This window comes from Exiguobacterium sp. ERU653, assembly GCF_018617775.1.
In the GTDB taxonomy this organism is placed as follows: domain Bacteria; phylum Bacillota; class Bacilli; order Exiguobacteriales; family Exiguobacteriaceae; genus Exiguobacterium; species Exiguobacterium marinum.
The window spans coordinates 1,709,253-1,733,990 of sequence record NZ_JACSKV010000001.1; the positions used below are offsets into that span (position 1 = coordinate 1,709,253).

27 protein-coding genes are annotated in these 24,738 nt (G+C 48.1%); 3 read left to right on the top strand and 24 right to left on the bottom strand.

Going from position 1 to position 24,738, the window contains the following annotated elements:
* Positions 1-34: 34 nt before the first annotated feature.
* The 3 genes from KNO95_RS08640 to glyA all read right to left on the bottom strand — a co-directional run bounded on the left by KNO95_RS08640 (position 35) and on the right by glyA (position 2,588).
* Positions 35-283, bottom strand: a complete 249-nt coding sequence (locus KNO95_RS08640) for a hypothetical protein (RefSeq protein ID WP_214878728.1) — start codon at positions 281-283, stop codon at positions 35-37.
* A 99-nt stretch (positions 284-382) separates the two neighbouring features.
* Positions 383-1,330, bottom strand: a complete 948-nt coding sequence (locus tag KNO95_RS08645) for a hypothetical protein (protein ID WP_214878730.1) — start codon at positions 1,328-1,330, stop codon at positions 383-385.
* 4 nt (positions 1,331-1,334) lie between these two features.
* Positions 1,335-2,588: a serine hydroxymethyltransferase gene (gene glyA, locus KNO95_RS08650; RefSeq protein WP_214878732.1), complete on the bottom strand. Its 1,254-nt coding sequence runs from the start codon at positions 2,586-2,588 to the stop codon at positions 1,335-1,337.
* A 131-nt stretch (positions 2,589-2,719) separates the two neighbouring features.
* On the opposite strand from glyA, the gene KNO95_RS08655 reads away from it, so the two are divergent.
* On the top strand, positions 2,720-3,505 hold the full coding sequence (locus KNO95_RS08655) for an alpha/beta hydrolase (RefSeq protein ID WP_026825078.1): 786 nt from the start codon (positions 2,720-2,722) through the stop codon (positions 3,503-3,505).
* Positions 3,506-3,553: 48 nt separating this feature from the next.
* Here the strand turns inward: KNO95_RS08655 and KNO95_RS08660 are convergent, their stop codons facing one another.
* The 10 genes from KNO95_RS08660 to rho all read right to left on the bottom strand — a co-directional run bounded on the left by KNO95_RS08660 (position 3,554) and on the right by rho (position 11,764).
* A complete protein-coding gene (locus tag KNO95_RS08660; RefSeq protein WP_214703163.1) occupies positions 3,554-4,087 on the bottom strand; it encodes a TIGR01440 family protein in 534 nt (177 codons plus the stop codon).
* A gap of 5 nt (positions 4,088-4,092) precedes the next feature.
* Positions 4,093-4,533, bottom strand: a complete 441-nt coding sequence (gene rpiB, locus KNO95_RS08665) for a ribose 5-phosphate isomerase B (protein ID WP_026825076.1) — start codon at positions 4,531-4,533, stop codon at positions 4,093-4,095.
* Between the two features lie 4 nt (positions 4,534-4,537).
* The gene (locus tag KNO95_RS08670) at positions 4,538-5,038 is read right to left on the bottom strand and encodes a low molecular weight protein arginine phosphatase (RefSeq protein ID WP_034770840.1); all 501 of its coding nucleotides are present in this window, start codon (positions 5,036-5,038) and stop codon (positions 4,538-4,540) included.
* A 21-nt stretch (positions 5,039-5,059) separates the two neighbouring features.
* The gene (locus KNO95_RS08675; protein WP_214878734.1) at positions 5,060-6,070 is read right to left on the bottom strand and encodes an L-threonylcarbamoyladenylate synthase; all 1,011 of its coding nucleotides are present in this window, start codon (positions 6,068-6,070) and stop codon (positions 5,060-5,062) included.
* Positions 6,051-6,908 (bottom strand): peptide chain release factor N(5)-glutamine methyltransferase, encoded by an 858-nt coding sequence (prmC, locus tag KNO95_RS08680; RefSeq protein ID WP_214878911.1) that lies wholly within the window; start codon positions 6,906-6,908, stop codon positions 6,051-6,053. The genes KNO95_RS08675 and prmC overlap by 20 nt, the downstream gene beginning before the upstream one ends.
* Positions 6,908-7,978, bottom strand: coding sequence for a peptide chain release factor 1 (gene prfA / locus KNO95_RS08685; RefSeq protein WP_026825074.1), 1,071 nt, complete (start codon positions 7,976-7,978; stop codon positions 6,908-6,910). Before prfA ends, prmC begins: the two co-directional genes overlap by 1 nt.
* An 82-nt stretch (positions 7,979-8,060) precedes the next feature.
* Positions 8,061-8,672, bottom strand: coding sequence for a thymidine kinase (locus tag KNO95_RS08690; RefSeq protein WP_026825073.1), 612 nt, complete (start codon positions 8,670-8,672; stop codon positions 8,061-8,063).
* A gap of 106 nt (positions 8,673-8,778) precedes the next feature.
* Entirely contained in the window at positions 8,779-10,002 is a 1,224-nt protein-coding gene (locus KNO95_RS08695; protein ID WP_034770839.1) for a cation:proton antiporter, read from the bottom strand.
* Positions 10,003-10,101: 99 nt separating this feature from the next.
* A complete protein-coding gene (locus KNO95_RS08700; RefSeq protein WP_012727387.1) occupies positions 10,102-10,344 on the bottom strand; it encodes a type B 50S ribosomal protein L31 in 243 nt (80 codons plus the stop codon).
* Positions 10,345-10,426: 82 nt separating this feature from the next.
* Entirely contained in the window at positions 10,427-11,764 is a 1,338-nt protein-coding gene (rho, locus tag KNO95_RS08705; protein ID WP_026825072.1) for a transcription termination factor Rho, read from the bottom strand.
* A 395-nt stretch (positions 11,765-12,159) separates the two neighbouring features.
* On the opposite strand from rho, the gene KNO95_RS08710 reads away from it, so the two are divergent.
* A complete protein-coding gene (locus tag KNO95_RS08710; protein ID WP_026825071.1) occupies positions 12,160-12,861 on the top strand; it encodes a C40 family peptidase in 702 nt (233 codons plus the stop codon).
* 43 nt (positions 12,862-12,904) lie between these two features.
* On the opposite strand, the gene KNO95_RS08715 is transcribed toward KNO95_RS08710, so the two are convergent.
* The 10 genes from KNO95_RS08715 to KNO95_RS08760 all read right to left on the bottom strand — a co-directional run bounded on the left by KNO95_RS08715 (position 12,905) and on the right by KNO95_RS08760 (position 21,862).
* The gene (locus tag KNO95_RS08715) at positions 12,905-13,390 is read right to left on the bottom strand and encodes a DUF421 domain-containing protein (protein ID WP_214703160.1); all 486 of its coding nucleotides are present in this window, start codon (positions 13,388-13,390) and stop codon (positions 12,905-12,907) included.
* A gap of 12 nt (positions 13,391-13,402) precedes the next feature.
* Positions 13,403-14,158, bottom strand: a complete 756-nt coding sequence (locus KNO95_RS08720; protein WP_251129298.1) for an ABC transporter permease — start codon at positions 14,156-14,158, stop codon at positions 13,403-13,405.
* Positions 14,159-14,161: 3 nt separating this feature from the next.
* On the bottom strand, positions 14,162-15,088 hold the full coding sequence (locus KNO95_RS08725; protein WP_214878737.1) for an ATP-binding cassette domain-containing protein: 927 nt from the start codon (positions 15,086-15,088) through the stop codon (positions 14,162-14,164).
* A gap of 87 nt (positions 15,089-15,175) precedes the next feature.
* Positions 15,176-16,147 carry a class II fructose-bisphosphatase gene (glpX, locus tag KNO95_RS08730; protein ID WP_026825067.1) on the bottom strand — a complete coding sequence of 324 codons (972 nt, stop codon included), beginning with the start codon at positions 16,145-16,147 and terminating at the stop codon, positions 15,176-15,178.
* A 14-nt stretch (positions 16,148-16,161) separates the two neighbouring features.
* A complete protein-coding gene (murA, locus tag KNO95_RS08735) occupies positions 16,162-17,418 on the bottom strand; it encodes a UDP-N-acetylglucosamine 1-carboxyvinyltransferase (protein ID WP_026825066.1) in 1,257 nt (418 codons plus the stop codon).
* Positions 17,419-17,445: 27 nt separating this feature from the next.
* The gene (fsa, locus tag KNO95_RS08740; RefSeq protein WP_214700194.1) at positions 17,446-18,096 is read right to left on the bottom strand and encodes a fructose-6-phosphate aldolase; all 651 of its coding nucleotides are present in this window, start codon (positions 18,094-18,096) and stop codon (positions 17,446-17,448) included.
* Positions 18,097-18,247: 151 nt separating this feature from the next.
* Positions 18,248-19,102 (bottom strand): class II fructose-1,6-bisphosphate aldolase, encoded by an 855-nt coding sequence (gene fba / locus KNO95_RS08745; protein WP_026825064.1) that lies wholly within the window; start codon positions 19,100-19,102, stop codon positions 18,248-18,250.
* Between the two features lie 161 nt (positions 19,103-19,263).
* On the bottom strand, positions 19,264-19,623 hold the full coding sequence (locus KNO95_RS08750; RefSeq protein ID WP_026825063.1) for a response regulator: 360 nt from the start codon (positions 19,621-19,623) through the stop codon (positions 19,264-19,266).
* Between the two features lie 91 nt (positions 19,624-19,714).
* Positions 19,715-20,074 (bottom strand): YxeA family protein, encoded by a 360-nt coding sequence (locus tag KNO95_RS08755; RefSeq protein ID WP_214703157.1) that lies wholly within the window; start codon positions 20,072-20,074, stop codon positions 19,715-19,717.
* A 129-nt stretch (positions 20,075-20,203) separates the two neighbouring features.
* Positions 20,204-21,862, bottom strand: a complete 1,659-nt coding sequence (locus KNO95_RS08760) for a glycerol-3-phosphate dehydrogenase/oxidase (RefSeq protein WP_214703156.1) — start codon at positions 21,860-21,862, stop codon at positions 20,204-20,206.
* Between the two features lie 266 nt (positions 21,863-22,128).
* On the opposite strand from KNO95_RS08760, the gene KNO95_RS08765 reads away from it, so the two are divergent.
* Entirely contained in the window at positions 22,129-23,244 is a 1,116-nt protein-coding gene (locus KNO95_RS08765) for an NADH-dependent flavin oxidoreductase (RefSeq protein ID WP_214703155.1), read from the top strand.
* Between the two features lie 38 nt (positions 23,245-23,282).
* On the opposite strand, the gene KNO95_RS08770 is transcribed toward KNO95_RS08765, so the two are convergent.
* Positions 23,283-24,614 (bottom strand): polysaccharide deacetylase family protein, encoded by a 1,332-nt coding sequence (locus KNO95_RS08770; RefSeq protein WP_214703154.1) that lies wholly within the window; start codon positions 24,612-24,614, stop codon positions 23,283-23,285.
* Positions 24,615-24,738 lie beyond the last annotated feature (124 nt).

Sequence of the window (24,738 nt, forward strand, 5' to 3'; positions counted from 1 at the left end):
ACTCGCTCGACGTATTATTATTCATTTCCCGAAATCAATCAGCAAAAAACAGACGAACTCCTTCTGGAATCGCTTGCTCGACCCGTCTTTCAAACTCATCTTCCCATTCATCCCACGTCGTATCGACTTGATCGATCTGCTGTTCGACTTCCATCGCCGCCAGGGATAGTTGAGTCAAGCTAGATTGGCCGGGGGGAGTGAAGAATAAGAATCCGGCAAGTCCGATTCCTATAAGTCCGATTGCGAAAAGCGTTGTTCCAATAGTTTTCATTACACGTTTCATACACGCATCCCTCCTACTCAAATCATACGACAAGAAAACGAGAAATCGTGGTGGCCTTCATTAGAATTCTATGAGAAAAGGCGCCGCTCACGCAGCACCTTACTCTTCGAGCACAGACTTCGCAATCGGTGCCCAATATGTCCCTTCCATTTCTGAAACGGTCGTCAACGTATCGCGATAAGCGGGATCATTTGCCTTTTTCTCGGCAATCCCTTTCATCCATAAAACATCCGCTTTATAACCGGATTCCGGATAAGAATCGACATAATTTGCATAATCATTAATTTCTGCTTGTCCTAACTTATTGTCGACGAGAAGTCGATAAAATCCGACTGCTTGTTCTTGACCAGCTTTCGCTTTACCACCCAATAGTCGATCAGCTTTTTCGTACTGCTTGTCTTGAACGAGCGCTTCAACTTCGGTCAGCGGGACAATATTCGTTGAAACGGCCGGTGCTTCTTCTGTTGACTCAGTCGGTTTCTGATCGTCCGAATCTTGAAGTTTCTCATTCTCTTCTTCGAGTCGCGCGACTTCCGCTTCTAACTCCTCAAGGCGTTCCGCGAGCGCCTCCTCCTCGGTCACCGTCTCCATGACGACTTGGTCCGATTCGTCCGGTGTAACGACTGGTGGTTCAGCATCTGGCCAAAATGCGAGCACGCCCGCCGCGAGACCGACGACGAGTGGAAGCCCCAGCCATTTCTTATCAAACTTGAACACTTGTCGCCATTCGGCTAAATCCGAATGTTGGATGACAGCCGACGAGAACGAACGAAAGCGGCGCTTGGCCGCTTTTTTCCCGTTCGCCTTCACTTCTAGCGCAAGACCTAGTCGATGGAAAGCAGCAGGCACTTTCATCCCGAGGAGCGGCACGATTCGTTCGCTCGCTTCTTCATAATAGCCATGGTCGAGGAGCGTCGTGATGACCTCAAACTCACTGGCGACAAGACGGAAAGAAGGATCGTATTCCCCTTTACGAGCCAACCATTCCGTCATATCGAACAATGGAAGTTCGGATAGCTCTCGTTCTGCTAGTGTCCGGATATCCATTGACTCAGCCTCGTTCAGGATAGAGTGGGAACTTCGCAGTTAACGTTCGCACGTCTTGAAGTGCTTCTGCGAGTACCGACTCGTCTTCATGATGTTTGAGCACACGACCAATTAAGCGTGCCACTTCTTTCATATCCTCTTGTTTGAAACCGCGTGTCGTCATCGCCGCCGTTCCAAGACGAACACCGCTTGTGACGAATGGTGATGCCGGGTCGAACGGAATCGTGTTTTTATTAACCGTGATCCCCGCTGCATCAAGTGCATGCTCCGCTGCCTTTCCCGTGATGTCGATGCCGCGAAGGTCGACGAGTAAGAGATGGTTGTCCGTTCCACCCGATACGATTCGGAGTCCCTCTTCTTCAAGACCTGCCGCAAGGGCTTGCGCATTGGCAATGACTTGACGCTGGTAATCCTTGAATTCCGGTTGGAGTGCTTCACCGAATGCGACCGCTTTCGCTGCGATGACGTGCATGAGGGGTCCGCCTTGGATACCTGGGAAGATTGACTTGTCGATTGCTTTGGCGAACTCTTCTTTACAAAGAATCATCCCGCCCCGTGGTCCACGAAGCGTCTTGTGTGTCGTCGTCGTGACGAAATGCGCATGCTCGACTGGGTTCGGGTGCAGACCCGCCGCCACGAGCCCGGCGATGTGGGCCATATCGACCATGAGGTACGCATCCACACTATTCGCGATCTCGCGGAACTTCGCAAAATCGATTGTGCGTGGATAAGCCGAAGCCCCTGCCACAATCAATTTTGGCTTGTGTTCTTTCGCGAGCGCCGCGACAACGTCATAGTCAATGTGTTCTGTCTCTTTGTCTACACCGTATTCGACGAAGTTGTATTGGATACCCGAGAAGTTGACCGGGCTACCGTGCGTCAAATGACCGCCATGAGAAAGGTTCATCCCGAGCACCGTGTCTCCTGCTTCAAGCACCGTAAAATAAACCGCCATATTCGCTTGCGCACCAGAGTGTGGTTGTACGTTCGCATGTTCTGCACCGAACAATGCTTTCCCACGGTCGCGCGCCAAGTTTTCCGCAACGTCGACAAATTCACAGCCGCCATAGTAACGGCGTCCCGGATATCCTTCGGCATATTTGTTCGTCAATACGCCTCCTTGCGCTTCCATGACCGCTTCTGAAACAAAGTTTTCTGAGGCGATGAGTTCGATGTTGTCGCGTTGACGACCGAGCTCGTGTTGCATTGCCTCAAACAATTCCGCATCCTGCACTTTTAACTTCGTCGTGTTTACCATGTGAAGACCCCCTCTAAATGTCTAAAAATCAACATCCCCATCGTACCATATGCTTGTTTTTTTGGGTATCGCTATAATCTGACGGAAAGTTGGGTATCATTAGAAAGAATGCAACTGTGAGGAGGTCACTTATGATTGAGACAAAAGAAATGACGATTACACCGTTCGAACGTAAACGAACAGTCCGAATTTACACGCCTGCTGACTATGAGACATCGGAAAAACAGTATCCGGTCCTCTACATGCATGACGGACAGAACTGCTTTAATGACGAGGACGCGAGCTACAAGATGAGCTGGCGCGTAAGTGAATATCTGAACGACTCGAAGCGCGACTTAATTGTCGTTGCGATTGATAGTGCGCCAGGCGAACAACGACTTGATGAGTATGGACCATGGGAAAATCCCTTCATCGGGGAAAGTTTGCTCGGACGAGACATCGTACTCGGAGGGCAAGGTTCAGCCTATATCGAATACATCGCTCAGGAATTGAAACCTCAAATCGATGCCGACTATCGGACCATCCCGGAAGAAACGGCGATGATGGGCAGTTCGATGGGTGGGCTTATCTCCGTGTACGCAGCGTGTGTATATCCAGACATCTTCAAGCGGGTCGCTTCCCTGTCGTCCGCGTTTTGGTTCAACCAAACGGAGCTGGAACAATTGATTGAAGCGAGCGACGTGAAGGGCGTCGAGCGTCTTTACTTAGACGTCGGCGCCAAAGAAGTTGAGGAACCGATGGAGAACGGTCCGACGAACGAGATGTATCGCGAATCGAGCGAACGCGTGTATAACTTGTTAAAGGACAAGGTCGAACACATCCGTTTCGAAGTGATTGAAGAAGGCGTCCATAACGAACTTGCCTGGCGCGAGCGCTTCCCGATGGTCGTGTCGTATTTATTCGGTGAAGAATTATAATCACAAAAAAGCATCGCATCCGGTCGAAAAAACCGAATGCGATGCTTTTCATTTGTTTGGATATTGAGCCCGTGGCCCACCAATCAGTTTCGGTCTCGTAATCGCGAACGTGACGTACGCCTCCCCGAGATGCTTCGATGATAGTCGGACCGGAATGGCGACCGGCTTCAAATGCATCCCAATCAATGTCGAGCCGATATCAATTCCAGCATCTGCTTGAATCGATTCGACGACACACGGCTCATCGAAGATTGCATAAGCTTTCTCTGACATCGCTCCGCCGGCCGCGCGGACCGGGACGACTGTCACTTCAGTGAGGCCGAACTGTTTAAGTGTCCGGCGCTCAACGGTGAGGGCACGATTGATGTGCTCGCACCCTTGAAACGCCAGATGGACACCCGTCTTTTCTCTAAATTCAAGGAAGGCTTCCATCAACTCACTTGCGACGTCGATGGACCCCGCCTTGCCGATCTTTTTGCCAAGGACTTCACTTGTGGAGCATCCGATGACGAGAATACGCTCATCATGTAACGGAAACCGTCCGTTTAGCTCCGTTAATAATCCGAGAAGTTCCGTCTTCATCAGGCTCACTTCGATTCGTAAGCGCTCATCTTGCCGACACGATTTGAATGGCGACCACCTTCAAAGTTCGTATCGAGCCACGTCGTCACCAAGTCGAGTGCAAGACCAGGTCCGATGACACGCTCGCCCATCGTCATGATGTTCGAGTCGTTATGCTGACGTGTCGCTTTCGCGCTGAATGAATCATGGACGAGTGCCGCACGAATCCCTTTGACTTTGTTCGCCGCAATCCCGATTCCGATTCCCGTACCACAAATCAAAATTCCACGATCGAACTCACCAGCCGCGACAGCTTCAGCGACCGGGATGGCTACGTCTGGGTAGTCAATCGATTCAGCTGAGTGGGTCCCGAAATCTTTATACTCATGTCCAAGCTCTTCAAGCAAGGCTACAATTTCTTTTTTTAAGTTGAATCCGCCGTGATCGGCGCCAATTGCAATTTTCATTCGTTCATTCCCCCGTCTTCTTTGGTAGGCGTCTCGGTGGTTTCGTCACCTTTGACCCATCATTCGTTAATTTTAACACAAGTCGATTCACGAGTGGCTCAAGTTCATTTCGCACTTGGCGATAGACATTCATCGAGCCGCCGAACGGGTCGTTGATGTCTCGTTCAAGTCCTGTTACGAATTCATAGAGAGTGTACGTCCGCTCCCCTAAATCCGGGTATGTATCCCGGATTTGTTCACGGTGTGCACGCGTCATCGTCAAGATGATGTCCGCCCAGTTTCCTAACACCTCATCAAACGTTTGCGTGACATGATCGAGTTCAATCCCACGTTCTCTGAGAACTTGCAGTGCATTTTCAGAAGCATCGAATCCTTGCATCGTCCGTAGACCGGCAGAACGAATATCAAATTCATCTCCTGTCATTTTCGAACGGAGCAAGGCCATCGCCATCGGGCTTCGGCACGTGTTGCCACTACATATGAATAATACGCGTTTCATTGACATCGCGTGTCCTCCTCTATGTCTTTAGGCATCTTTCGTCGGTTGCACGACCTTCCCTCCGGACGCTTTGTATAAGCGGTTATAGACGGCTAACGCGACCCCGACCGGTTCAATCTTGTTCACATAAATCTCTTCGACATCTGTCTCATCAAATCGACGAAGGGCATCGTATAAACGTTGCGCCGCCACTTCCATCGAGGTACCGAGAGAAAAGGTAACTTCTGCCAATGTCGGCTCTTCATCAAATACGAGTGCACCGATACGCCGCCCCACTCGCTGACGCTCTTCGATGACACGCTCTAAATCTTCACGTGTGCCATCGACCAAAAAGACGGGCGCTGTCGGGGCATAATGCGTATATTTCATTCCCGGTGACTTTGGTGCGGCTTCTTCGTCACTTAAGTTGGCATCTAAAGCGACCGATCCAATGACGGCTTCGATTTCTTCTCGCGTCACACCACCAGGTCGTAAAATCGTCACCATGTCACCCGTACAATCGATGACGGTTGACTCGACACCGATTCCAGTTGGACCCCCATCAACAATCCCTGCGATTCGCCCGGCCAAATCATCAGCCACATGTTGAGCGGTGGTCGGCGAGGGGCGCCCAGAACGATTCGCACTTGGAGCCGCAAGTCCTAAACCCGACTCACGAATCAATTCAAGTGCTGCCGAATGGTTCGGCATCCGTAATCCGATGGAATCGAGGCCCGCGGTCACGAGCGATGAGGCTCGGCCGTTTGAAGGCAAGATGATTGTCAAAGCGCCTGGCCAAAACACATCCATTAAGCGTTTGGCAACGGGAGGGATCGAATCGGCGAACATTTTCGCTTGTTCGATTGAAGCAATATGGACGATGAGTGGGTTATCCGACGGACGACCTTTCGCCTCAAAAATCTTGCGAATCGCCATATCATTCATGGCGTCCCCCGCGAGACCATAAACGGTTTCTGTCGGCATGGCGAGGATTTCACCCGCTTGAAGAAGACGTACCCCCTCTTCAACCTCATTCGATTTAATCCATTTCGTTTCCATACGCAATCCCTTCCCTTACGGCATAGACGATACGGTCCTTACCGTTTATATCTTTTAAAATACCCGTTTCTGCTTCAGGATAACGTTCAGACAGCAATGATTTCACATCTTGTCCTTGGTTATACCCGATTTCAAACGCAATCAATTGCCAATCGGCACGTAAGACGCGCACTGATTCCGAAATGAGTTGACGATACATATCAAGTCCGTCCGCGCCTCCAAAGAGGGCTAGATGCGGCTCGTAGGCGACAACGGTCTCATCTAACAGCACTTCCGTTTCGATATAAGGCGGATTCGAGACGAGAATACGAATCGACCGATCGGCGATTGGAGCGAGCCCGTCTCCTTCATAAAAACGAACATTCGCACCGAGCGCTTCCGCATTTCGTTTCGCGACCACTATCGCTTCCGGAGAAATATCGACCGTGTGTACCCGGATACCGAGTTCTAAACTAAGCGTGATCGCAATCGCTCCACTCCCCGTCCCGACATCCACGATTTCATCGTCCGTTATGTGACGAATTTGACCGAGCACCCAGTCAATCAATTCTTCTGTTTCTGGCCTCGGAATCAAGACGTCGCGATTCACTTCGAAAGAACGCCCGTAAAACGGCGCTCGTCCAATCACATGTTGTACCGGTTCCCCGGTCAACATACGCTCAACGCCTTCCTCAAATCGTGTCGCCTCATCTTCCGACAGTTCATCCGACAGGCGGACGAGGAGACCAGTCCGATCAACGCGAAGCACATGCATGAGCCACCACTCGGCAGCCGCGTGGTCGCGCCCGGCTTCTGAAAGCCGTTTTTCTGTCTGTTTGAGTAGCGCGGCGACACGCATCATTCTGCATCCTCCATGAGACGTGCCTGTTCATCCATGATGAGTGCGTCGATGATGTCTTCTAGTTCACCCGCTAACACACGGTCTAACTTTTGGAGCGTTAAACCGATGCGATGGTCTGTGACACGACTTTGCGGGAAGTTATATGTGCGAATCCGCTCTGAGCGGTCACCTGTCCCGACAGCGGATTTCCGCTGTGCCGACAGTTCTTCCATATGCTCGCTCTGCATCTTGTCATACAGGCGTGCCCGAAGGACCTTCATCGCCTTGTCTTTATTTTTATGTTGCGACTTCTCATCCTGACAAGACACGACGAGGCCTGATGGGATGTGTGTCAAACGAACGGCAGACTGTGTCGTGTTGACTGACTGTCCACCTGGACCGGACGAGGTGAACGTATCGACACGCACATCTTTCATATCGATATGGACCTCGACATCTTCCGCTTCAGGTAAGACAGCGACCGTTGCCGTAGACGTATGGATTCGTCCACCCGATTCCGTAGACGGGACCCGTTGCACACGATGTGCCCCATTCTCAAACTTAAGTTTTGAGTAGGCACCAGCCCCATTGATCATGAACGTGACTTCTTTAAATCCGCCGAGTTCGGTATAGTTTGCATCGATCAATTCAACTTTCCAATTTTGACGTTCAGCGAATCGTGTGTACATCTTATAAAGATCTCCTGCGAAAAGGGCCGCTTCGTCTCCACCTGCCGCACCTCGGACTTCGACGATAACGTTTTTGTCATCGTTCGGGTCTTTTGGAAGTAACAAAATCCGTAACTTCGCTTCTAACTCTTTTACTTCCGGTTCTAAAAGCTGCATCTCTTCTTTTGCAAGTTCACGCATCTCGGCATCGAGCGTCCGGTCTTCGAGCATCGACTTCGCTTCCTTGAAGGCCTCACTCTTACCCTTATACTGCCGATACATCTGTACCGTCTCTTCTAACTGTGCTTGCTCTTTCGAATATTGTCTCAACTTCGTCGAGTCACTGAGCACCTCAGGGTCGGCGAGCATCTCATTCAATTGCATATAACGATCTTCTAATACACTTAAACGGTCAAACATGATGATCCGTCCTTTCTCCGTCAAATCAAACTCTATCTATTATAGCAAAAAAACGGACCGCCGAGGGCGGTCCGTCGATTCATCAGTCTACCACCGTATGGCGGACCGGACGTGGTTTATTCGGCACATCATGACAATGACGGCACCTCGGCTCATACGATTCTGAAGCTCCGACTAAGATGACCGGATCTTCATAACGAGCCGGTTTCCCGTCAATCAAACGCTGTGTCCGCGAAGCAGGTGCCCCGCAAGACAGGCAGATCGCCTGCAGTTTCGTCACAAACTCGGCACGGGACAACAGTTCAGGCATCATCGTGAACGGTTCACCACGAAAGTCCATATCGAGCCCTGCACAAATAACGCGTTTGTCCTCGTTCGCGAGCTGTTCGATGACATCAACGATGCCTTCATCAAAGAATTGCACCTCATCAATCGCGATGACTTGTGTTTCTTCACGTACGGCATCGTATAAGTCCTGGCTCGATGCGACAGGTACTGCCACGACCGAGTTGCCCATGTGTGAGACGACGTTCTCTTCATGATACCGGTCGTCGATTGCTGGTTTGAACACTTGGACCGGAATCTTTCCATAGTGAGCGCGGCGGACACGGCGAATCAATTCCTCCGACTTCCCTGAAAACATACTCCCACAAATCACTTCAATCCAACCATATCGGTTCGTCACATGCATCATTATTCTTCGCCCTCTCCATCGATAATCGCTTTCCGATTATACCTATCTTTCGAGTTGAGGAAAAGGGTTGACTTCTCTCAATTCCCATTAGCCGTGGACAAGTCCTTTATTCGTCGGCATTCGCTTCTTTTTGCTCATCAATTAATTTCAATTTGCGTGCGAGCGGTCGAATCGTGAGACCGTGCAACGTTACGGAAATGAAGACGAGTCCGAGGGTGAGCGGTAACATTTGCTTCGCATCTTCAATCCCAAGATGCGCGACCTCTTCGGCAAAGAATCCAGCAACCGTCATCGCCACGATACCACGTGGTGCAATCCAACCGATAAACCCTCGTTCCGCAAGCGGTAAGCCCCCACCGATCGTGGAAAAATAAATTGCTACCGGACGTACTAAGAAAAGGATGCCGGCAATCGTCAATAGAAGTGGCCATTGGAAAATATTCAATAGTTCCTCTCGGGACAGCGATGCCGTCAATAAAATGAATACAGATGAGATGAGCAAGATCGAAATATCTTCTTTAAATGATTGCAGTTCTTCAATAATTTCTTCATCCCGATGCTTCGTGTTGGCCATCGTCATCCCCATTGCCGTCACGGCAAGAAGCCCGACTTCGTGCATCATAAGCTCACTCAGTGAGAATAAGACGAGGACGGCCGTCAATGTGACCGAGGCACGAAGGTAACGCGGCACTTTTTCAGCGACAAACCACCCCATCAAGAGATGACCAAACAAGTAACCGAGTCCAATCCCTACGATACAAGCACCTGCAAAGAGGAGTTGCATCCATAAATCCATTCCTTCATATACGATGTAGCCAAGTCGTACGACGAAGAGACCAAGTAGCGCACCGACAGGATCCACGATAATTCCTTCCCACTTCAGAATCGCACCGACCCGATCTTTCAAATGCGCTTGGCGCAATAACGGAATAACGACGGTCGGTCCCGTCACGACGAAGAGCGCACCCATCGTCCACGCGACCACCCAATGCAACCCACCGACATATTGGATGAGTAGCGACGACCCGACAAACGACAAGGCAACCCCGACTGTAACGATTCGCACAATCGACCGACGGAACTGATTGATTTCGCTGAAATGAAGCCCGAGACTTCCTTCAAATAAGATAATGGCAACCGCAAACGATATGATAGGACTATATAGATCCCCTAATAATTCACGTGGGTCGAACAGGCCAAGAATCGGACCTGCCAATACTCCGGCGAGTGTCATAATGATGATTGCTGGGATTTGATAGCGCCATGCCAACCATTGTGACATGATACCGACTCCGATTAACAAGCTGATACTGATGAGTATAAATTCCATAAAGGCCCCCTCATGACATTCTTTCGTCTCTTTACCCGCGTTATTGTAACAAAAAACCGCCAAGGGCAATCCCTAGGCGGTGAGCATACAACTTTACGATTAACGTTGGTATTTCTTGTTGAAGCGCTCGATACGACCATCTGCAGATGCGAATTTCTGGCGACCTGTGTAGAACGGGTGCGAATCAGAAGATACATCGACACGGATGAGTGGGTACTCGTTTCCATCTTCCATCGTGATTGTCTCGTTAGAGTAACGAGTTGAACCAGTGATGAATTTGAATTCTGTCGTCGAGTCCATGAATACGACTTTACGGTATTCTGGGTGGATTCCTTGTTTCATTGCTTTTCAACTCCTTCGGCCCTAAGTATTCTTTCAACCTAGAGAAAGTTCACTAGAATATAATATCACCCAACTATAGGATTTACAAGTCTGATTTCGTTTTTTTCACTGGTCGTCTTTTTTTCTTATCTGCCTCAAGCGCAGCGAAAAAATCGAGGTTCGTTTTTGTCTCACGAACGCGACGTAAGAACTGTTCAACGAAGTCTGGAGACTCGTTCATCGTGCGACGAATCGTCCATAGTGAATCAAGTTCGTCCTTCCCAAGCAACAACTCTTCTTTCCGTGTACCCGATCGACGAATATCAATCGCCGGGAAGATGCGACGTTCAGCTAGTTTCCGGTCTAGATGAAGTTCCATGTTCCCAGTCCCTTTGAATTCTTCATAGATGACGTCATCCATTCGTGAACCGGTCTCAACGAGTGCCGTGGCAAGAATCGTCAAACTTCCTCCATCTTCGATATTTCGAGCTGCGCCGAAGAATTTTTTCGGTTTATGGAAAGCCGCCGGATCAATCCCCCCAGATAGTGTCCGCCCACTCGGCGGGACAGAAAGGTTATACGCACGAGTGAGACGAGTGATGGAGTCGAGTAAAATGACCACGTTTTTCTTATGTTCAACGAGACGCATCGCCCGTTCAAGTACGAGTTCCGAGATTCGTGCATGGTTTTCCGGTGTCTCATCAAATGTCGAGAACGCTACGTCCGCACCCGGTACCGACCGTTGGATGTCAGTCACTTCCTCTGGTCGTTCATCAATCAAGAGAATAATCAGTTCGACGTTCGGATGGTTCGTCGTGATTGAATTCGCAATTTCCTTTAAGAGTGAGGTTTTACCGGCTTTTGGTGGCGCCACAATCAAACCACGTTGTCCGAACCCAACTGGTGCAATCATATCCATGACGCGAACGGAAAGATGCTTCGGTTCCGTCTCGAGCGCCATTTGCTGTTCAGGATAAATCGGTGTCAGCGCCGGGAAATAATCACGCGAACGTGTCGAGTCCGTCGACTCACCATTGACCGCTTCTACACTCAACAACCCTTGAAAGCGTTCATTCTCTTTCGGCTTACGGACTTTCCCCGTGACAAGATCTCCGTTTCGAAGATTAAAGCGACGGATTTGTGAGGCGGCGATGTAAATGTCTTCGGAAGATTGGGAGTAATTGATTGGTCGGAGGAATCCGAAACCGCCGTCATTTTGGGACTGTGGGTTCGGTGGTATGATTTCTAAAATACCTTCGAGGAAATACAAATCTTTTGATTCTGCCTGTGACTTCAAGATACGAAACGTGAGTTCACGTTTCCGTGCTTCTCGAAAATTTGGTACTTTCACTTCTTTGGCGATCTCATATAGTTCTTTTAACGTCTTCGTTTCTAGTTCACGAAGCGTATAATTCTTTGCCGGTTCTGTCTGTTGACTCATTCAAGTCACCTATCTTTCTACATTTCATTACAAGAAGTATTCGAGTTTATGCAAACTTTTCATTTATGTTCTGCCATCATCTAACCATATTTTGTCCGTGCCGTCACTGTGCAAAAATCACCTTTTGTTCAACCGTTTCCCTCTTGTACAAATCCTTACACAGTAAATGATAGTTTTGTAACAAAATAAGTGCTATATCCACATATTGTTTCATTTCCATTACAAGAAAACGCTTTTTTGACTTGTGATTGAAAAATGCTATCGGTCTTGCGCATGATATAGTTTATTTGCACAGGAAACCGGGTATATCTCGCAACTTGTGCTCTACCTAATAATATTACTCGATTCTGTCATATAGCCACATATTGATTTTAAAAAACGGAGGGATTTATACAATGTTAAAGCGTATTGCATCTATCGTCGTCGCTGCCACTGTTGCTTTCTCGGGTCTCATGTTCTCAACAGGAGAACAAGCAGAAGCCGCTACAGGAACTTTTGCCTACTCGAAAGTTAACGGTTTGAACATCCGTACTGCCCCGTCACTTACGTCATCGAAAGTTGTTGCGAAAATGGATAAAGGTCAACGCTATACATACCTTGGTAAATCCGGTTCGTTCTATAAAATCAATTATAAAGGCAAACATCGTTATATCTCAGCCTCTTCAAAATATTCTTACTTGAAACCTAGAACATCGACATCAACTTCAAAAACGGTTTCAACATCATCATCTAGCAAACGTTCAAAACTCGTCGCTGAGTCAAAAAAATATTTAGGTAAACCTTACCGTTACGGTGGAACATCAACTTCTGGATTTGACTGCTCTGGTTACACAGGATATGTTTACAAAAAAGCAATCGGGAAAACACTTCCACGTTCTTCACGTCAGCAATACTCAAGCGCGAAGAAAATTTCGAAGTCATCGATTCAAGCAGGAGATCTCGTCTTCTTCTCTCATTCAGGCGGTACGATCCATCACGTTGGAATGGCTCTTAGCAAAACAAAAATGATCAACTCAGAAACAGGTGGCGTCAAGTACGCGAGCTTCACTTCTGGATATTGGGCACCGCGTTACGTTGGCGCTGGATCATATCTCTAATACAACAGTAACACGACTCGGTTCATCGGAACCGAGTCGTTTTTTATATTTTCACATGTTCCATCAAATATTGCGAATCTTTCAGCACTGAGAACGTCCCATCCGTCTCTAATACGACCGCTTCGACTTGATCAACAGGAGTCCCACTTGCACGAATCGCCTGAACGACTTCCATTTCTAATATTCGCTCCCTTTTTAAATACTCGTGTAGATAGTCCCCTCTATAGAACAGTAAAGTCGGCTCTGATTTAATCATTTTGTTCACTGTTGAATAACGCTTCGACAATTTCGCCAATATATATTGTAAGGCGACCAGTGTGCCAAACGCGGTCAACCCAGCGATTAAAGAAGTTTGTTGACTCGTCAAGGTCGTCGCTAAGATTGATCCTAATGCAACCGTCACGATAAAATCGAACGCATTCATTTTTGCCAACGTTCTTTTTCCGGAAACACGCAACATCAGAATGATTGAGATATACGCCCCAACCCCAGTCAAAACAATACGGATGATTGTCGATAGCTGTTCCATCTAACTCCTCCCTTATTTTTGTTTCAGCGCCCCTCTCGCATTTGTTGCTGCAAAGACAATCATGAGTACACTCATCGTGCCAGCGACCGCAAGTCCTGCTGACAAGGCACCCCAATCAATCTCAGGTTGAGTCAGAACCGCCCGCATCCCTTCGAAAATATACGTCGTTGGATTGAATGTGGCGGCCACTTTCAGCCATTCCGCTTCAATCAACTCTTTCGGAACGAACGTGGTCGATAAGAAGATGAGTGGGAAAAACAAAAGTGTACCGGCCTGTGCTGCTTGCGCATTCCTCGTCTTCAGTGCAACACCGACAGAATACCCGGCGAACCCAAGTCCAAACCCAATGGCGAGTAGTACCGTGAAAAAGAATCCAACTGCCCCGACAGGAATCGTGAGACCAAGTAGAAAAGCGACAGCAAAGATAAGTAATGTTTGGACGAACAGTTGCAACATGCCAGCAATCATTGGTCCGAGCACGATGGCCGTCCGAGTCGCAGGCGTTAACAGTAGCCTTGCGAAATAACCGCTTTCGATATCACGAACGAGCGCTTGCCCCGTCCCGCCTGCCCCACCGACTGCACCCGAAACAATCGATACCGGCAAGATGAAGTTCAAATAATCACTTCCCTCGAATTGTGGAAGAGAGGCCACACTCGATAAACCACTCGTATAGACGAGTAAAAAAATACAGAAATAATCAAGTTCGGAATAAATGAAAACGGATTTCGAATCGTCGTCAATAAACTCCGCTTTGTGAATAACCATGTCTCAGTCCACATGAATCTCGCCCCCTTCATACGACTCTCCCGTTACCTTTAAAAAGACGTCATCGAGCGACGGTTGTTTCACGGTCAGACGTTCAGGTTGAAGTCGCTGTTCATCTAACGCACGAACAATCTCAGTCAACGTGACGTCGCGCAACTCGAAAGACACATGTGCCCCATCCGCAGTTGTATCAAATAACGTCGCAGCAGCAGCTGCATTCGATTCGCTTGAAAAGTCCATTGCGATTGTCTCATCACCGACAAGTTGCTTCAACTCATCAGCCGTCCCTTCACTGACGATTTGACCGTGATTGATGATGGCGATTCGGTCAGCCAATTCATCGGCTTCCTCTAAGTACTGAGTCGTTAAAAATATTGTCGTTCCAAACTCTTGGTTCAATCGTCTTACTTCGTTCCATATCTCGATTCGACTTGCCGGGTCGAGACCTGTCGTCGGTTCATCTAAAAACAACACCGTCGGTCGATGAACGAGCGTGAGTGCCAAATCGAGACGTCGCCGCATCCCTCCGGAATACGTACCACTTCGTCGATCTGCGGCATCCGTCAAAGACACGACTTTTAACAACTCATCTGCACGACGTCGTGCCTCCTCATTCGACATTTTGAATAAACGACCTTGTAAGACGAGCAGTTCACGCCCGGTCAACACTTTGTCAATGCCTGTCTCCTGTAAAGCGACTCCTATGGAAAGTCGAACATCTTTTTCTTGTTTGACGATATCAAATCCATTGACCCGAGCAGATCCTGACGTTGGACGAACAAGCGTCGTCAACATCTGCACCATCGTCGACTTTCCGGCACCGTTCGGCCCTAAGAACGCAAAGATTTCTCCTTCGTTTACAGAAAATGAAACATGATCTACAGCGGGAACATCTTTATATGTTTTCACGAGCCCTTCTACTTCAATCACCACACCCACCTCCTCACTATCCATTCCCGTTTTTAGATGTTTCATCACAAAAAAAGCCGCGGACGTTTGCACGTCCACGACTTCGCGTTATTCTGGCTTCATGACCATTTTTGGTTTTTTCTTGAGAGAGTGGTTCCCTTCAACAAAACGCACCGTACCAGACTTCGCACGCATAACAACTGAATGTGTCTGTCCACCTTGTGATGTGAATTGTACCCCACGCAACAATTCACCGTCCGTGACACCAGTCGCCGCAAAGATACAATCTTCACCTTTCACTAAATCATTTAGGAGTAGGATTCGATCCGTGTCTTCGATGCCCATGTCATGACAACGCTGTTTTTGAGCTTCGTCTTCTGGAAGCAAACGTCCTTGGAAGTCTCCTCCTAAACATTTCATCGCGACCGCTGCAATGACGCCTTCCGGTGCCCCACCTGAACCAAGTAACAAGTCGACACCTGTTTTCGCGAAAGCCGTATTGATGGCTGCGGCGACATCCCCGTCTGGAATCAGTTTAATTCGCGCCCCAGTCGTCCGAACGCGTTGGATGATTTCTTCGTGTCGATCCCGATGCAAAATCGTCACGACGACATCTTCCACGTTTTTCTTCTTCGCTTTTGCCACAATCTCAATATTTTCTTCAATCGAGTTGTCGAGGCTGACGAGACCTGCAGCTTCCGGTCCCACCGCGATTTTATCCATATACATGTCCGGTGCATGAAGTAGATCCCCCGCATCCGCAACCGCGAGGACTGCGAGCGCCCCCCACGTCCCTGTGGAGACGATGTTCGTGCCTTCTAAAGGATCGACTGCGACATCAAGACGCGAACCATAACCATTCCCGACCTTTTCTCCGATATAGAGCATCGGCGCTTCGTCCATTTCACCTTCCCCGATGACGACAATCCCCTTCATCGGAATCGTATCAAAGACATCTCGCATGGCTGTTGTCGCTGCATCATCTGCCTCGACCTTCAAACCTCGTCCCATCCAACGGGCTGAAGCAAGTGCCGCTGCTTCTGTCACCCGAACCAGTTCCATCGATAAACTTCTTTCCACCCGAAATCTCCCCTTTATGCCTCAGTGTGTTCTTCTAGCCAAACGAGCGCACCGAGTTGTTTTAATTTGCCGACGAAGTCGACATATGAATCATTTAATCGTTCTGCATGCAGTAATGTGGATTCTCCTGATGCTTGAAGTGCCGATAAGACAAGTGCCGCAGCACTCCTTGCGTCTGTACACTCCATCTCTGCGTTCGCAAGTTGGTTTCCCCCACGAATCACAGCCGACGCGTCTTCAAGTGTGATTTGTGCATTCATTCGACGCATCTCCGCAATATGTCGGAAGCGCTGGGCATACAATTTATCTGTGACAATGCTCGTGCCGTCCGCTTTCAACAAAGCGGCTGACATGATTGGCTGCAAATCACTCGGATACCCCGCATAATGAAACACACGAATATCCGTCGGCACAAATTCATTGGCGGTAACGGTGATTGACTCCTCACCGACTTCCACATTTGCACCAAAATCCAATAGTTTTTGTATGACACCCTCAAGATGTGTTGGAATGATTGATTGTACGGTCACACTACCAGATACGGCACCGAACATCATGAATGTTCCTGCCTCGAGGCGATCTGGAATCAATGTATGTGTACATCCGTGTAGCCGTTCAACCCCTTTGATGCGAATCTCATCTGTCCCTGCTCCGCTCACATGTGCCCCCATCGATGTCAACATCGTCGCTAAATCAACGACTTCAGGGTCACAGGCTGCATTTTCAATGACCGTTGTCCCTTTCGCTAAGACCGCAGCAAGCATCGCGCTTACAGTTGCCCCAAATGACCGTAAATCCAAATAAATTCGATTCCCGACGAGTTCCTCGACTCGGACATGATACAAACCAGATTCATTCTCAACGTGTATTCCGAGCCGTTCTAGTGCTTTCACATGCAAATCAATCGGTCGTGGACCAATCGCGTATCCTCCAGGTAGCCCAACTGCTCCTTTTCCGAAACGAGCGGCGAAGACACCAAGTAAATAGACAGCGGCACGAACTTTCCTCGTCTCGGAACCGAGAAGGGGCATCGCAACCGCTTCATTCGAATGAATGGTCACCTGCTCGCCATCGCGCTCCACTCGAACGCCTAGCTCTGTCAACAGATTGACCATCACTTCTACATCTTCAATCATCGGGACGTTTTCAATCGTCACCGACTCTTCCGTGAGAAGTGCAGCCACAAGACAAGGAAGAGCGCTCTGTTTCGCTCCGCTAATCTCGACGGTTCCTTCTAGTTTTTGCTGCCCAACGATATGGAGAATTTCCACGCTGATCAAAACCTTTCTACGACGGACTTATTTGGATTGAGCGTTGTTCCAATCCGCTAAGAACTGCTCAATACCTTTGTCTGTGAGCGGATGATTCATCATCTGTTCGATGATTTTGTATGGTACTGTCGCAATGTCAGCCCCAAGGAGTGCGGCTTTCGTCACGTGAATCGGGTGACGTACAGATGCCGCGATAATCTCTGTCTCGATGCCATGAATCGCAAAGATGTTCGCAATCGTCTCGACTAAATCGAGTCCATCCTGTCCGATATCATCTAATCGTCCGATGAATGGAGAAACATACGAAGCTCCGGCACGCGCTGCGAGTAACGCCTGATTCGCATTAAAGATGAGCGTGACGTTCGTTTTGATCCCGAGCTCTTTGAACTGTTTCACTGCTTCCATTCCCGCTGAAGTCATCGGTACTTTTACTGTAATATTCGGCGCAATAGCGGCAAGTTCCTTTCCTTCTTCCACCATACCCGATGCATCGAGTGCAATAACTTCAGCGCTGACCGAGAGATCCCCGACGATCTCACAGATTTCACGAAGTCTTGTATGGAAATCGACACCTTCTTTGGCAACGAGCGATGGATTCGTCGTCACGCCTCCGATGACGCCCATCTGATGGGCCTTTTTAATGTCTTCCACATTCGCTGTGTCAATAAAAAAACGCATATGTGTATCCTCCTCAAGTTGTGATCGCTTACAATCTCTATTATGAGGAAAGACTTGGCGAATTACTACACCCTTTGTTAGATTCGGAACGAGACGACAGAGAGAATATAAAAAGTCGGTCCTCATAGAGAACCGACTTGATCAAACAGGATTACGCTTGGTTGCTTGAACCAAACTCACGCATCTTACCAGTAACGACGTTGTAGATCGCTTCAATACCAGGTCCGATGATTTTACGTGGGTCATATACTTTTGCATCAGCAGCAACTTTCTCACGTACGGCACGAGTCCACTCTTGTTGGCACTCTGTGTTAACGTTAATCTTGCTGTGTCCGAGCTCGATTGCTTTTTTGATTTGGTGCTCAGGAATTCCTGATCCACCGTGAAGAACGAGTGGAGTTTGAGTCGCTTCTGCGATTTCTTCCATCTCTTTGAAGCCGAGGTTTGGCTCGCCTGCGTATTCTCCGTGTACAGAACCGAGTGCTGCAGCAAGTGCATCCACTTTCGCTTCTTTGACGACACGTACGCACTCATCAAGATCAGCGTATTGTACACCACCGACTACGCCATCTTCTTCGCCGCCAACTGTACCGACTTCTGCCTCAACAGAAGCACCTTTAGCGTGCGCGTACTCGACAACTTGCTTCGTCATTTCGACGTTTTCGTCGATCGGATGGTGTGAACCGTCGATCATGACTGATGTGAAGCCAGCGTCGATCGCTGCTTTACACTTATCGAATGAAGAACCGTGGTCAAGGTGGATTGCAACTGGAACAGTGATGCTGTAGTCGTGCATGAGACCTTCAACCATTTTGACAACTGTAGTGAAGCCACCCATGTATTTCGCTGCACCTTCTGATACACCGAGGATTACTGGTGATTTCTCGTCTTCCGCAGCGCGAAGAATCGCTTGCGTCCACTCGAGGTTGTTAATGTTGAATTGGCCGACTGCATACTTGCCTTCGAATGCTTTGTTAAGCATTTCTGTCATTGATACTAATGGCATAATGACATCCTCCTGTCTGTTCGCTATTATACACGTTTAGGGAAAGTACCCCCGTGCAATTCGTTCCCATTATAACACACCGTAAAACATGTGCCTATGCTATTCGGGCATAGAAATGACTCAGCGCAAGCGTTTACATATGTCATCTTCGTGACGAAATGTCAGATTTTCAAGACTTCCTTCACTTTTTCAATCATCCCGTATATATCAAACGGTTTTTCGAACTGCGCGATTATTCCAAGTCGACGTACTTCTTCAATCACCGCTTCTTCTCCAAACGCCGTCATAATCATTACAGGCGTTTCCAACTTCTCTTCGCGCATTCGTCGCAACACTTCATGCCCAAGCATTCGAGGCATGTTCATATCAAGCAAGACTAGGTCGTATCGTTCCCGCTCTAAAAATTCCCATGCGCTGATGCCGTCTTGTGCCGAGTCCACATCTACACCCATGTTTGTGAACACTTGTGCGAGCATCGTACGAATACCATCCTGGTCATCCGCAATCAACATCCGTGACATGCATGTCCCTTCTTTCATTCATCGTTTTCCATAATCAAACAATTTAACCATACCAAACTCATCTTTTTTTCGCGATGCCTATCTTTTGAAATCAAGGGAACGCTGGTTCGGAACTGTCCACTTCCTGTTCTTCTTTCAATTGCTCAGGCACATCTAACTGATTGACCCGCTCATAATCGGTCACTTCCGCATCTTCTTCTTTCACAAACACTTTCAGATAGTCACCTTCCGCGAGTAGTGAAGAGCTTGTAATGGCTAACGGTCGCTTTTTCCCATCCACATCGTATCCAATCAGGTCATAGCGATAACCATCAGAGACTTTTGTCGCCACTTCAGCATTAGGTACTTTGACATAATAAACGTCCGCCAGTAGACGATTCGGGTCGACATAGCGCCAACCAATCACTAATAAAACGCCGATCAACAATACGGCGATGAGATTTCGCTTCATAAAAAAATTCTCCTTCGATATAAGAATCACTACTTATGTAGGTATACCGTTATTCCGAAGTCATGAAACCATTCCACAAAAAGAGGTTCATCCTGTTTAGAATGAACCTCTCGGGCGCTACGTTAAACTTTAGGATTCGACTGTCACCGGAACGACTGCGATTTCAATCTCCTTCTCGACCTCTTCACGTTCCTCTTTCAAGCGTTCGTCTGACCATTTGAAGACGTCAGCCATGCATCGAAGCACACCGTCTTTATACTGACGGACAAAGTCGATATCAAAGAACATCGCCCCAGTCCGGCGAATCAAGAAATCGATGGCCCGAACGACCGACTCTTCTTCAACCCCGTAGACTAACTGCGCGTAGACAATTTCCGGAAGATCATACGCATTGGAGTCCATCCGTTCAATAACGCGGTCAATATTCGAACCGTATAGACGAACGAGTTCTTCCGCGTGAGTCGCGTCTAAGCCATGATTTTGAAGTTCCTTTGTTTTCTTCTCGAGGAAATCGTTGAAGCCTTTCGACCCGCCGACATGACCACCTGACATTGGCATATGCTTCGTCCGACTCGCCAAATAGACGACACCGTCCTCTTCTTTCAATAATTTAGCGACGAGGTCGACGACCGTTTCTGACATCTTCCGATACCCTGTCAATTTACCGCCGGCAATCGTGATTAAGCCACTGTCTGACTGCCAAATTTCATCTTTACGTGAAATTTCAGAAGGGTCTTTTCCTTCCTCATAAATCAACGGACGAATACCTGCCCAGCTCGACTCTACATCATCCGCCGTGACATTGACGTCAGGGAACATATAGTGAATGGCTTCTAAAATATAATCACGGTCTTCCGTCGTCATGCGTGGATGCGCTTTGTTTTTATCGAAGAACGTATCTGTTGTTCCAACGTATGCTTTATTTCCGCGCGGAATCGCGAAGACCATCCGCCCGTCTGGTGTATCGAAATAAATCGCTTGTTTGAGCGGGAATTTCGATTGATCGATGACCAAGTGAATCCCTTTTGTGAGGCGAAGTTGTTTCCCTTTCTTCGAGTTATCCTCTTCTCGTAATTCATCGACCCACGGGCCCGTCGCATTGATGACTTTCTTCGCATATACGTCATACGTCGACCCGTCAATCTGGTCCTCGACGTGTACACCGGCCACTTTACCGTTCTCATAGATCAATCCAGTTACTTTTGCATAGTTCATAAGAAGCGCACCGTGATTCGCCGCTTCTTTTGCCACTTCAATTGTCATTCGAGCATCATCCGTCCGATACTCTACGTAATAGCCGCCTCCGACCAAATCATCTTTTTTCACGAGTGGTGCTTTTTTGATGACCTCATCTGGCTTAAGCATCATGCGACGCTCTGCACGCTTCACTCCTGCGAGGAAGTCATACACCATAAGTCCAATTGCTGTCGAGAACGGACCGAACGTGCCTCCCTTGTGCATCGGTAAGAGCATTTGCTCCGGTGTCGTGACGTGTGGGCCGTTCTCATATACGATGGCCCGTTCTTTCCCGACTTCTGCGACAAGCGCCACTTCAAATTGTTTCAAATAACGGAGTCCCCCATGAACAAGTTTCGTCGAACGACTTGACGTCCCCGCCGCAAAGTCTTGCATTTCGAGCACAGCCGTCTTCATCCCACGTGACGATGCATCAAGCGCAATCCCAGCACCTGTGATGCCGCCTCCGACAACAAGAACATCATGACGCTCATTTGTCAGTTGCTCATATCGTTTTGATCGTTCTTTCGCTGAGAAATTTTTGATTTCCATCTTATTCCCTCCTATAGTAAATACGGCTCATTGAGATGACTAGAAAAAGAGACCACAACAAAAACAAGGCTTCCCCCTTCTGTTATGGTCTCTCTATTGTCTCGAACCGAATATCAACTTTTCTCCTGTATTATACCCTATTCTTTTCAGTTCAATCATCTCTTGCGCTTAATCAATCTGTAATGTGTTGATTCACAAGCATCCGACTCGCATTTTTTAGTTGAGAAGCTTAGACTTCAAGGTACCATGTTGAAGGAGGATTTCAGATGAAACGTATGTTACAACCTTTTCAGTTTAAAAATGGCGTCGAACTACCGAACCGCCTCGTGTTGGCTCCGATGACACATTATTCGTCAGAACCAACCGGGGAAGTTTCCGAGCACGAGCTCGCTTACTATCGGAAGCGGGCGCAAAGCGTCGGGCTTGCCATCACGGCTTGCGCTTACGTAACAGAAGACGGGAAAGGGTTCCCGAACGCATTCGGGGCCAATGACGACAAATTCATCCCAGGTCTCCGCCAATTGGCAGAAAGTTTAAAAGCAGAAGGCGCAAAAGCCATCCTTCAAATTTTCCACGCCGGGCGTATGTCACCACCTGAACTCGTCCCGAACGAACAACCTGTGAGTGCAAGTGCCGTCGCACCTGTTCGAGAAGGCGCTGTCACACCGCGCGCTCTCGAAACATCAGAAGTCGAAGCTATTATCGAGGCGTTCGGCGAAGCGACACGTCGTGCCATCGAAGCTGGGTTTGACGGAGTCGAGATTCATGGGGCGAACACATACTTGATTCAACAATTCTTCTCACCGCATTCGAATCGCCGTGAAGATCGCTTCGGTGGTGATGTTCATGGACGTTTGACGTTCCCACGCGAAGTCATTCGTCGTGTCAAAGAGGCGGCTGCAGATGCAGAGAACTTCTTAGTCGGTTATCGCTTCTCACCAGAAGAAATCGAAGAACCAGGAATCACACTTGACGACACGGATGTGTTGCTCGATATGATTTTAGAAGAAGGTGTGGATTATATTCACGCTTCTCTTTGGAACTTCAATACAGCCTCTATGCGTGACGAAAACGTCATGGAACGTTCGATTGACCGCATCGCCAAACGCATCAATGGTGCCATCCCACTCATCGGAGTCGGACAACTCCAACGTCCTGCTCAAGTCGAAGATGCACTCGACGTTGTCGATTTCGCCGCGCTCGGTCGTGAACTTATCATCGACCCTGAATGGCTCGAAAAAGTGAAGACGGACCGTGAAGATGACATCGAGACAGAACTCGACTTGGATAAACAAGCCGAACTTGCTGTCCCGGCTCCACTTTGGAATGCGATCACGACTCGTGCCGGGTGGTTCCCGATTAAAGATCAAAAAGTGAAGTAAAGAAATGAACCCGCCGTTTATCACGGTGGGTTCAATTACTATTCCAAAGTCAAGAGCTCACTCATCGTCACAAATGTGTATCCTTCACGTTTCAGCGCATCGAGAACTTTCGGCAATCCCTCGGCTGTAGACTCATGAATATCGTGCATCAGTACAACAGCATTTGGATGGACATTATCCATAATCAAGCGATACATTTGATCGGCATTACGATGACTCCAATCAAGAGAATCGACTGTCCACAACGCAAGGGTCTGCTCCCTTGTCTTAAGAATTTGCTCAATCATTTCATTTTTTGCTCCGTATGGTGGACGAACTAATGCTGAACGTCCTCCTGTCAGCCTCTCAATTCGTTCATCAACCTGTTTGAGTTCAACTTCAATTCCCTTCTCAGACAATTGTGTCAAATCCGGGTGATGTTCAGTATGGTTTGCTAGCTCATGTCCTGACAACGCTACTTGCTTCGCCACATCAGGATAGAATTCCATCTGACTCCCTAACATAAAGAACGTAGCACGCGCTTGGTATTTCTCAAGTGCCTCAAGAATGTTAGGTGTGACTACCGGATGTGGTCCATCATCGAACGTCAGAGCAACATATTTCCCATTGGGTTCAAGCGGCTTATTTGAGGGACTCATGATTGGAGAATCCTCTTCTTGTGCAGCGGACGCATTTAATTTGGATAACAAAAACGGCTCAACTTCCTTCATCGGGATATGAACTTCTACCACACCCGCCGCTCCCGCTGCCACTTCATACTCATCAAACATGACAACTAGACCAGAGGATGTCAGTATCCACTTCGTCGATTTAGGGTGTTTAATCGCTTCACGTAACTGATCTTCAAATACGTATTCTTGATTTTGCAATTGTGTGATGACGCTACTCTGAAACCATTCTAAAGCATGTTGATCATCACGTAAAACATCATCCCATTCAATGAATGTACCGTCCGAAAGGTTCAACCGAAATACGTCGACGTTAGTTTGACCATTCGCTCCACCGGTGAATGCATAAGTATGGGCGACTAGCGTGTATTCAGTCTGATTCGTTTGATATGTATCGGTCTGGATATTTAAGTGACCCTTTTGACCGTGATTAGGGGTTAAGTTGTGTTGAAACGCTTCTTTCTTTTCTAAAATGAACGCATCAAGCTCATCGTTTAGCACTTCATAATCTGTTCTTGGAAGAGAGATTGCTGTCGTATATGCTTTTGCTTGTTCACTTTCTACCGTTAAATGTAACCCGGGGTATTGTCCAGTAAAGGATGGTGTCGGAACTTTTTTAATCGTCGGGGCGGATCCGGTGATGTAATACCATGTACCCATTCCAATCAATAACATCAAAATAACTAACATGTGTCGTTTCATTCTTGCTCTCTCCTATTTAATTTCATCGATTCGATTGTAGCAAACTCATTACGAATGAAATCGTCAATATGGTGACAAATATATACAAAATCATACAAAACAGGTACGAAGTCTTTAAATAGAC

Bases quoted from the DNA above. Each gene is read 5' to 3' on its own strand.
- KNO95_RS08695 (WP_034770839.1), bottom strand. From the start codon at position 10,002: ATGGAATTTATACTCATCAGTATCAGCTTGTTAATCGGAGTCGGTATC.
- fsa (WP_214700194.1), bottom strand. From the start codon at position 18,096: ATGCGTTTTTTTATTGACACAGCGAATGTGGAAGACATTAAAAAGGCC.
- KNO95_RS08715 (WP_214703160.1), bottom strand. From the start codon at position 13,390: ATGGAACAGCTATCGACAATCATCCGTATTGTTTTGACTGGGGTTGGG.
- KNO95_RS08645 (WP_214878730.1), bottom strand. From the start codon at position 1,330: ATGGATATCCGGACACTAGCAGAACGAGAGCTATCCGAACTTCCATTG.
- prmC (WP_214878911.1), bottom strand. From the start codon at position 6,908: ATGCGTGTCGCCGCGCTACTCAAACAGACAGAAAAACGGCTTTCAGAA.
- KNO95_RS08690 (WP_026825073.1), bottom strand. From the start codon at position 8,672: ATGATGCATGTGACGAACCGATATGGTTGGATTGAAGTGATTTGTGGG.
- KNO95_RS08750 (WP_026825063.1), bottom strand. From the start codon at position 19,623: ATGTCACGGATGTTGATTGCGGATGACCAGGATGGTATTCGTACGATG.
- KNO95_RS08660 (WP_214703163.1), bottom strand. From the start codon at position 4,087: ATGAAGACGGAACTTCTCGGATTATTAACGGAGCTAAACGGACGGTTT.
- KNO95_RS08720 (WP_251129298.1), bottom strand. From the start codon at position 14,158: ATGGTTATTCACAAAGCGGAGTTTATTGACGACGATTCGAAATCCGTT.
- KNO95_RS08770 (WP_214703154.1), bottom strand. From the start codon at position 24,614: ATGAAACGACACATGTTAGTTATTTTGATGTTATTGATTGGAATGGGT.
- KNO95_RS08655 (WP_026825078.1), top strand. From the start codon at position 2,720: ATGATTGAGACAAAAGAAATGACGATTACACCGTTCGAACGTAAACGA.
- KNO95_RS08760 (WP_214703156.1), bottom strand. From the start codon at position 21,862: ATGGAAATCAAAAATTTCTCAGCGAAAGAACGATCAAAACGATATGAG.
- KNO95_RS08765 (WP_214703155.1), top strand. From the start codon at position 22,129: ATGAAACGTATGTTACAACCTTTTCAGTTTAAAAATGGCGTCGAACTA.
- glyA (WP_214878732.1), bottom strand. From the start codon at position 2,588: ATGGTAAACACGACGAAGTTAAAAGTGCAGGATGCGGAATTGTTTGAG.
- KNO95_RS08670 (WP_034770840.1), bottom strand. From the start codon at position 5,038: ATGTCAATGAAACGCGTATTATTCATATGTAGTGGCAACACGTGCCGA.
- rpiB (WP_026825076.1), bottom strand. From the start codon at position 4,533: ATGAAAATTGCAATTGGCGCCGATCACGGCGGATTCAACTTAAAAAAA.
- prfA (WP_026825074.1), bottom strand. From the start codon at position 7,978: ATGTTTGACCGTTTAAGTGTATTAGAAGATCGTTATATGCAATTGAAT.
- KNO95_RS08700 (WP_012727387.1), bottom strand. From the start codon at position 10,344: ATGAAACAAGGAATCCACCCAGAATACCGTAAAGTCGTATTCATGGAC.
- KNO95_RS08640 (WP_214878728.1), bottom strand. From the start codon at position 283: ATGAAACGTGTAATGAAAACTATTGGAACAACGCTTTTCGCAATCGGA.
- KNO95_RS08710 (WP_026825071.1), top strand. From the start codon at position 12,160: ATGTTAAAGCGTATTGCATCTATCGTCGTCGCTGCCACTGTTGCTTTC.
- KNO95_RS08675 (WP_214878734.1), bottom strand. From the start codon at position 6,070: ATGGAAACGAAATGGATTAAATCGAATGAGGTTGAAGAGGGGGTACGT.
- KNO95_RS08755 (WP_214703157.1), bottom strand. From the start codon at position 20,074: ATGAAGCGAAATCTCATCGCCGTATTGTTGATCGGCGTTTTATTAGTG.
- rho (WP_026825072.1), bottom strand. From the start codon at position 11,764: ATGAGTCAACAGACAGAACCGGCAAAGAATTATACGCTTCGTGAACTA.
- fba (WP_026825064.1), bottom strand. From the start codon at position 19,102: ATGCCATTAGTATCAATGACAGAAATGCTTAACAAAGCATTCGAAGGC.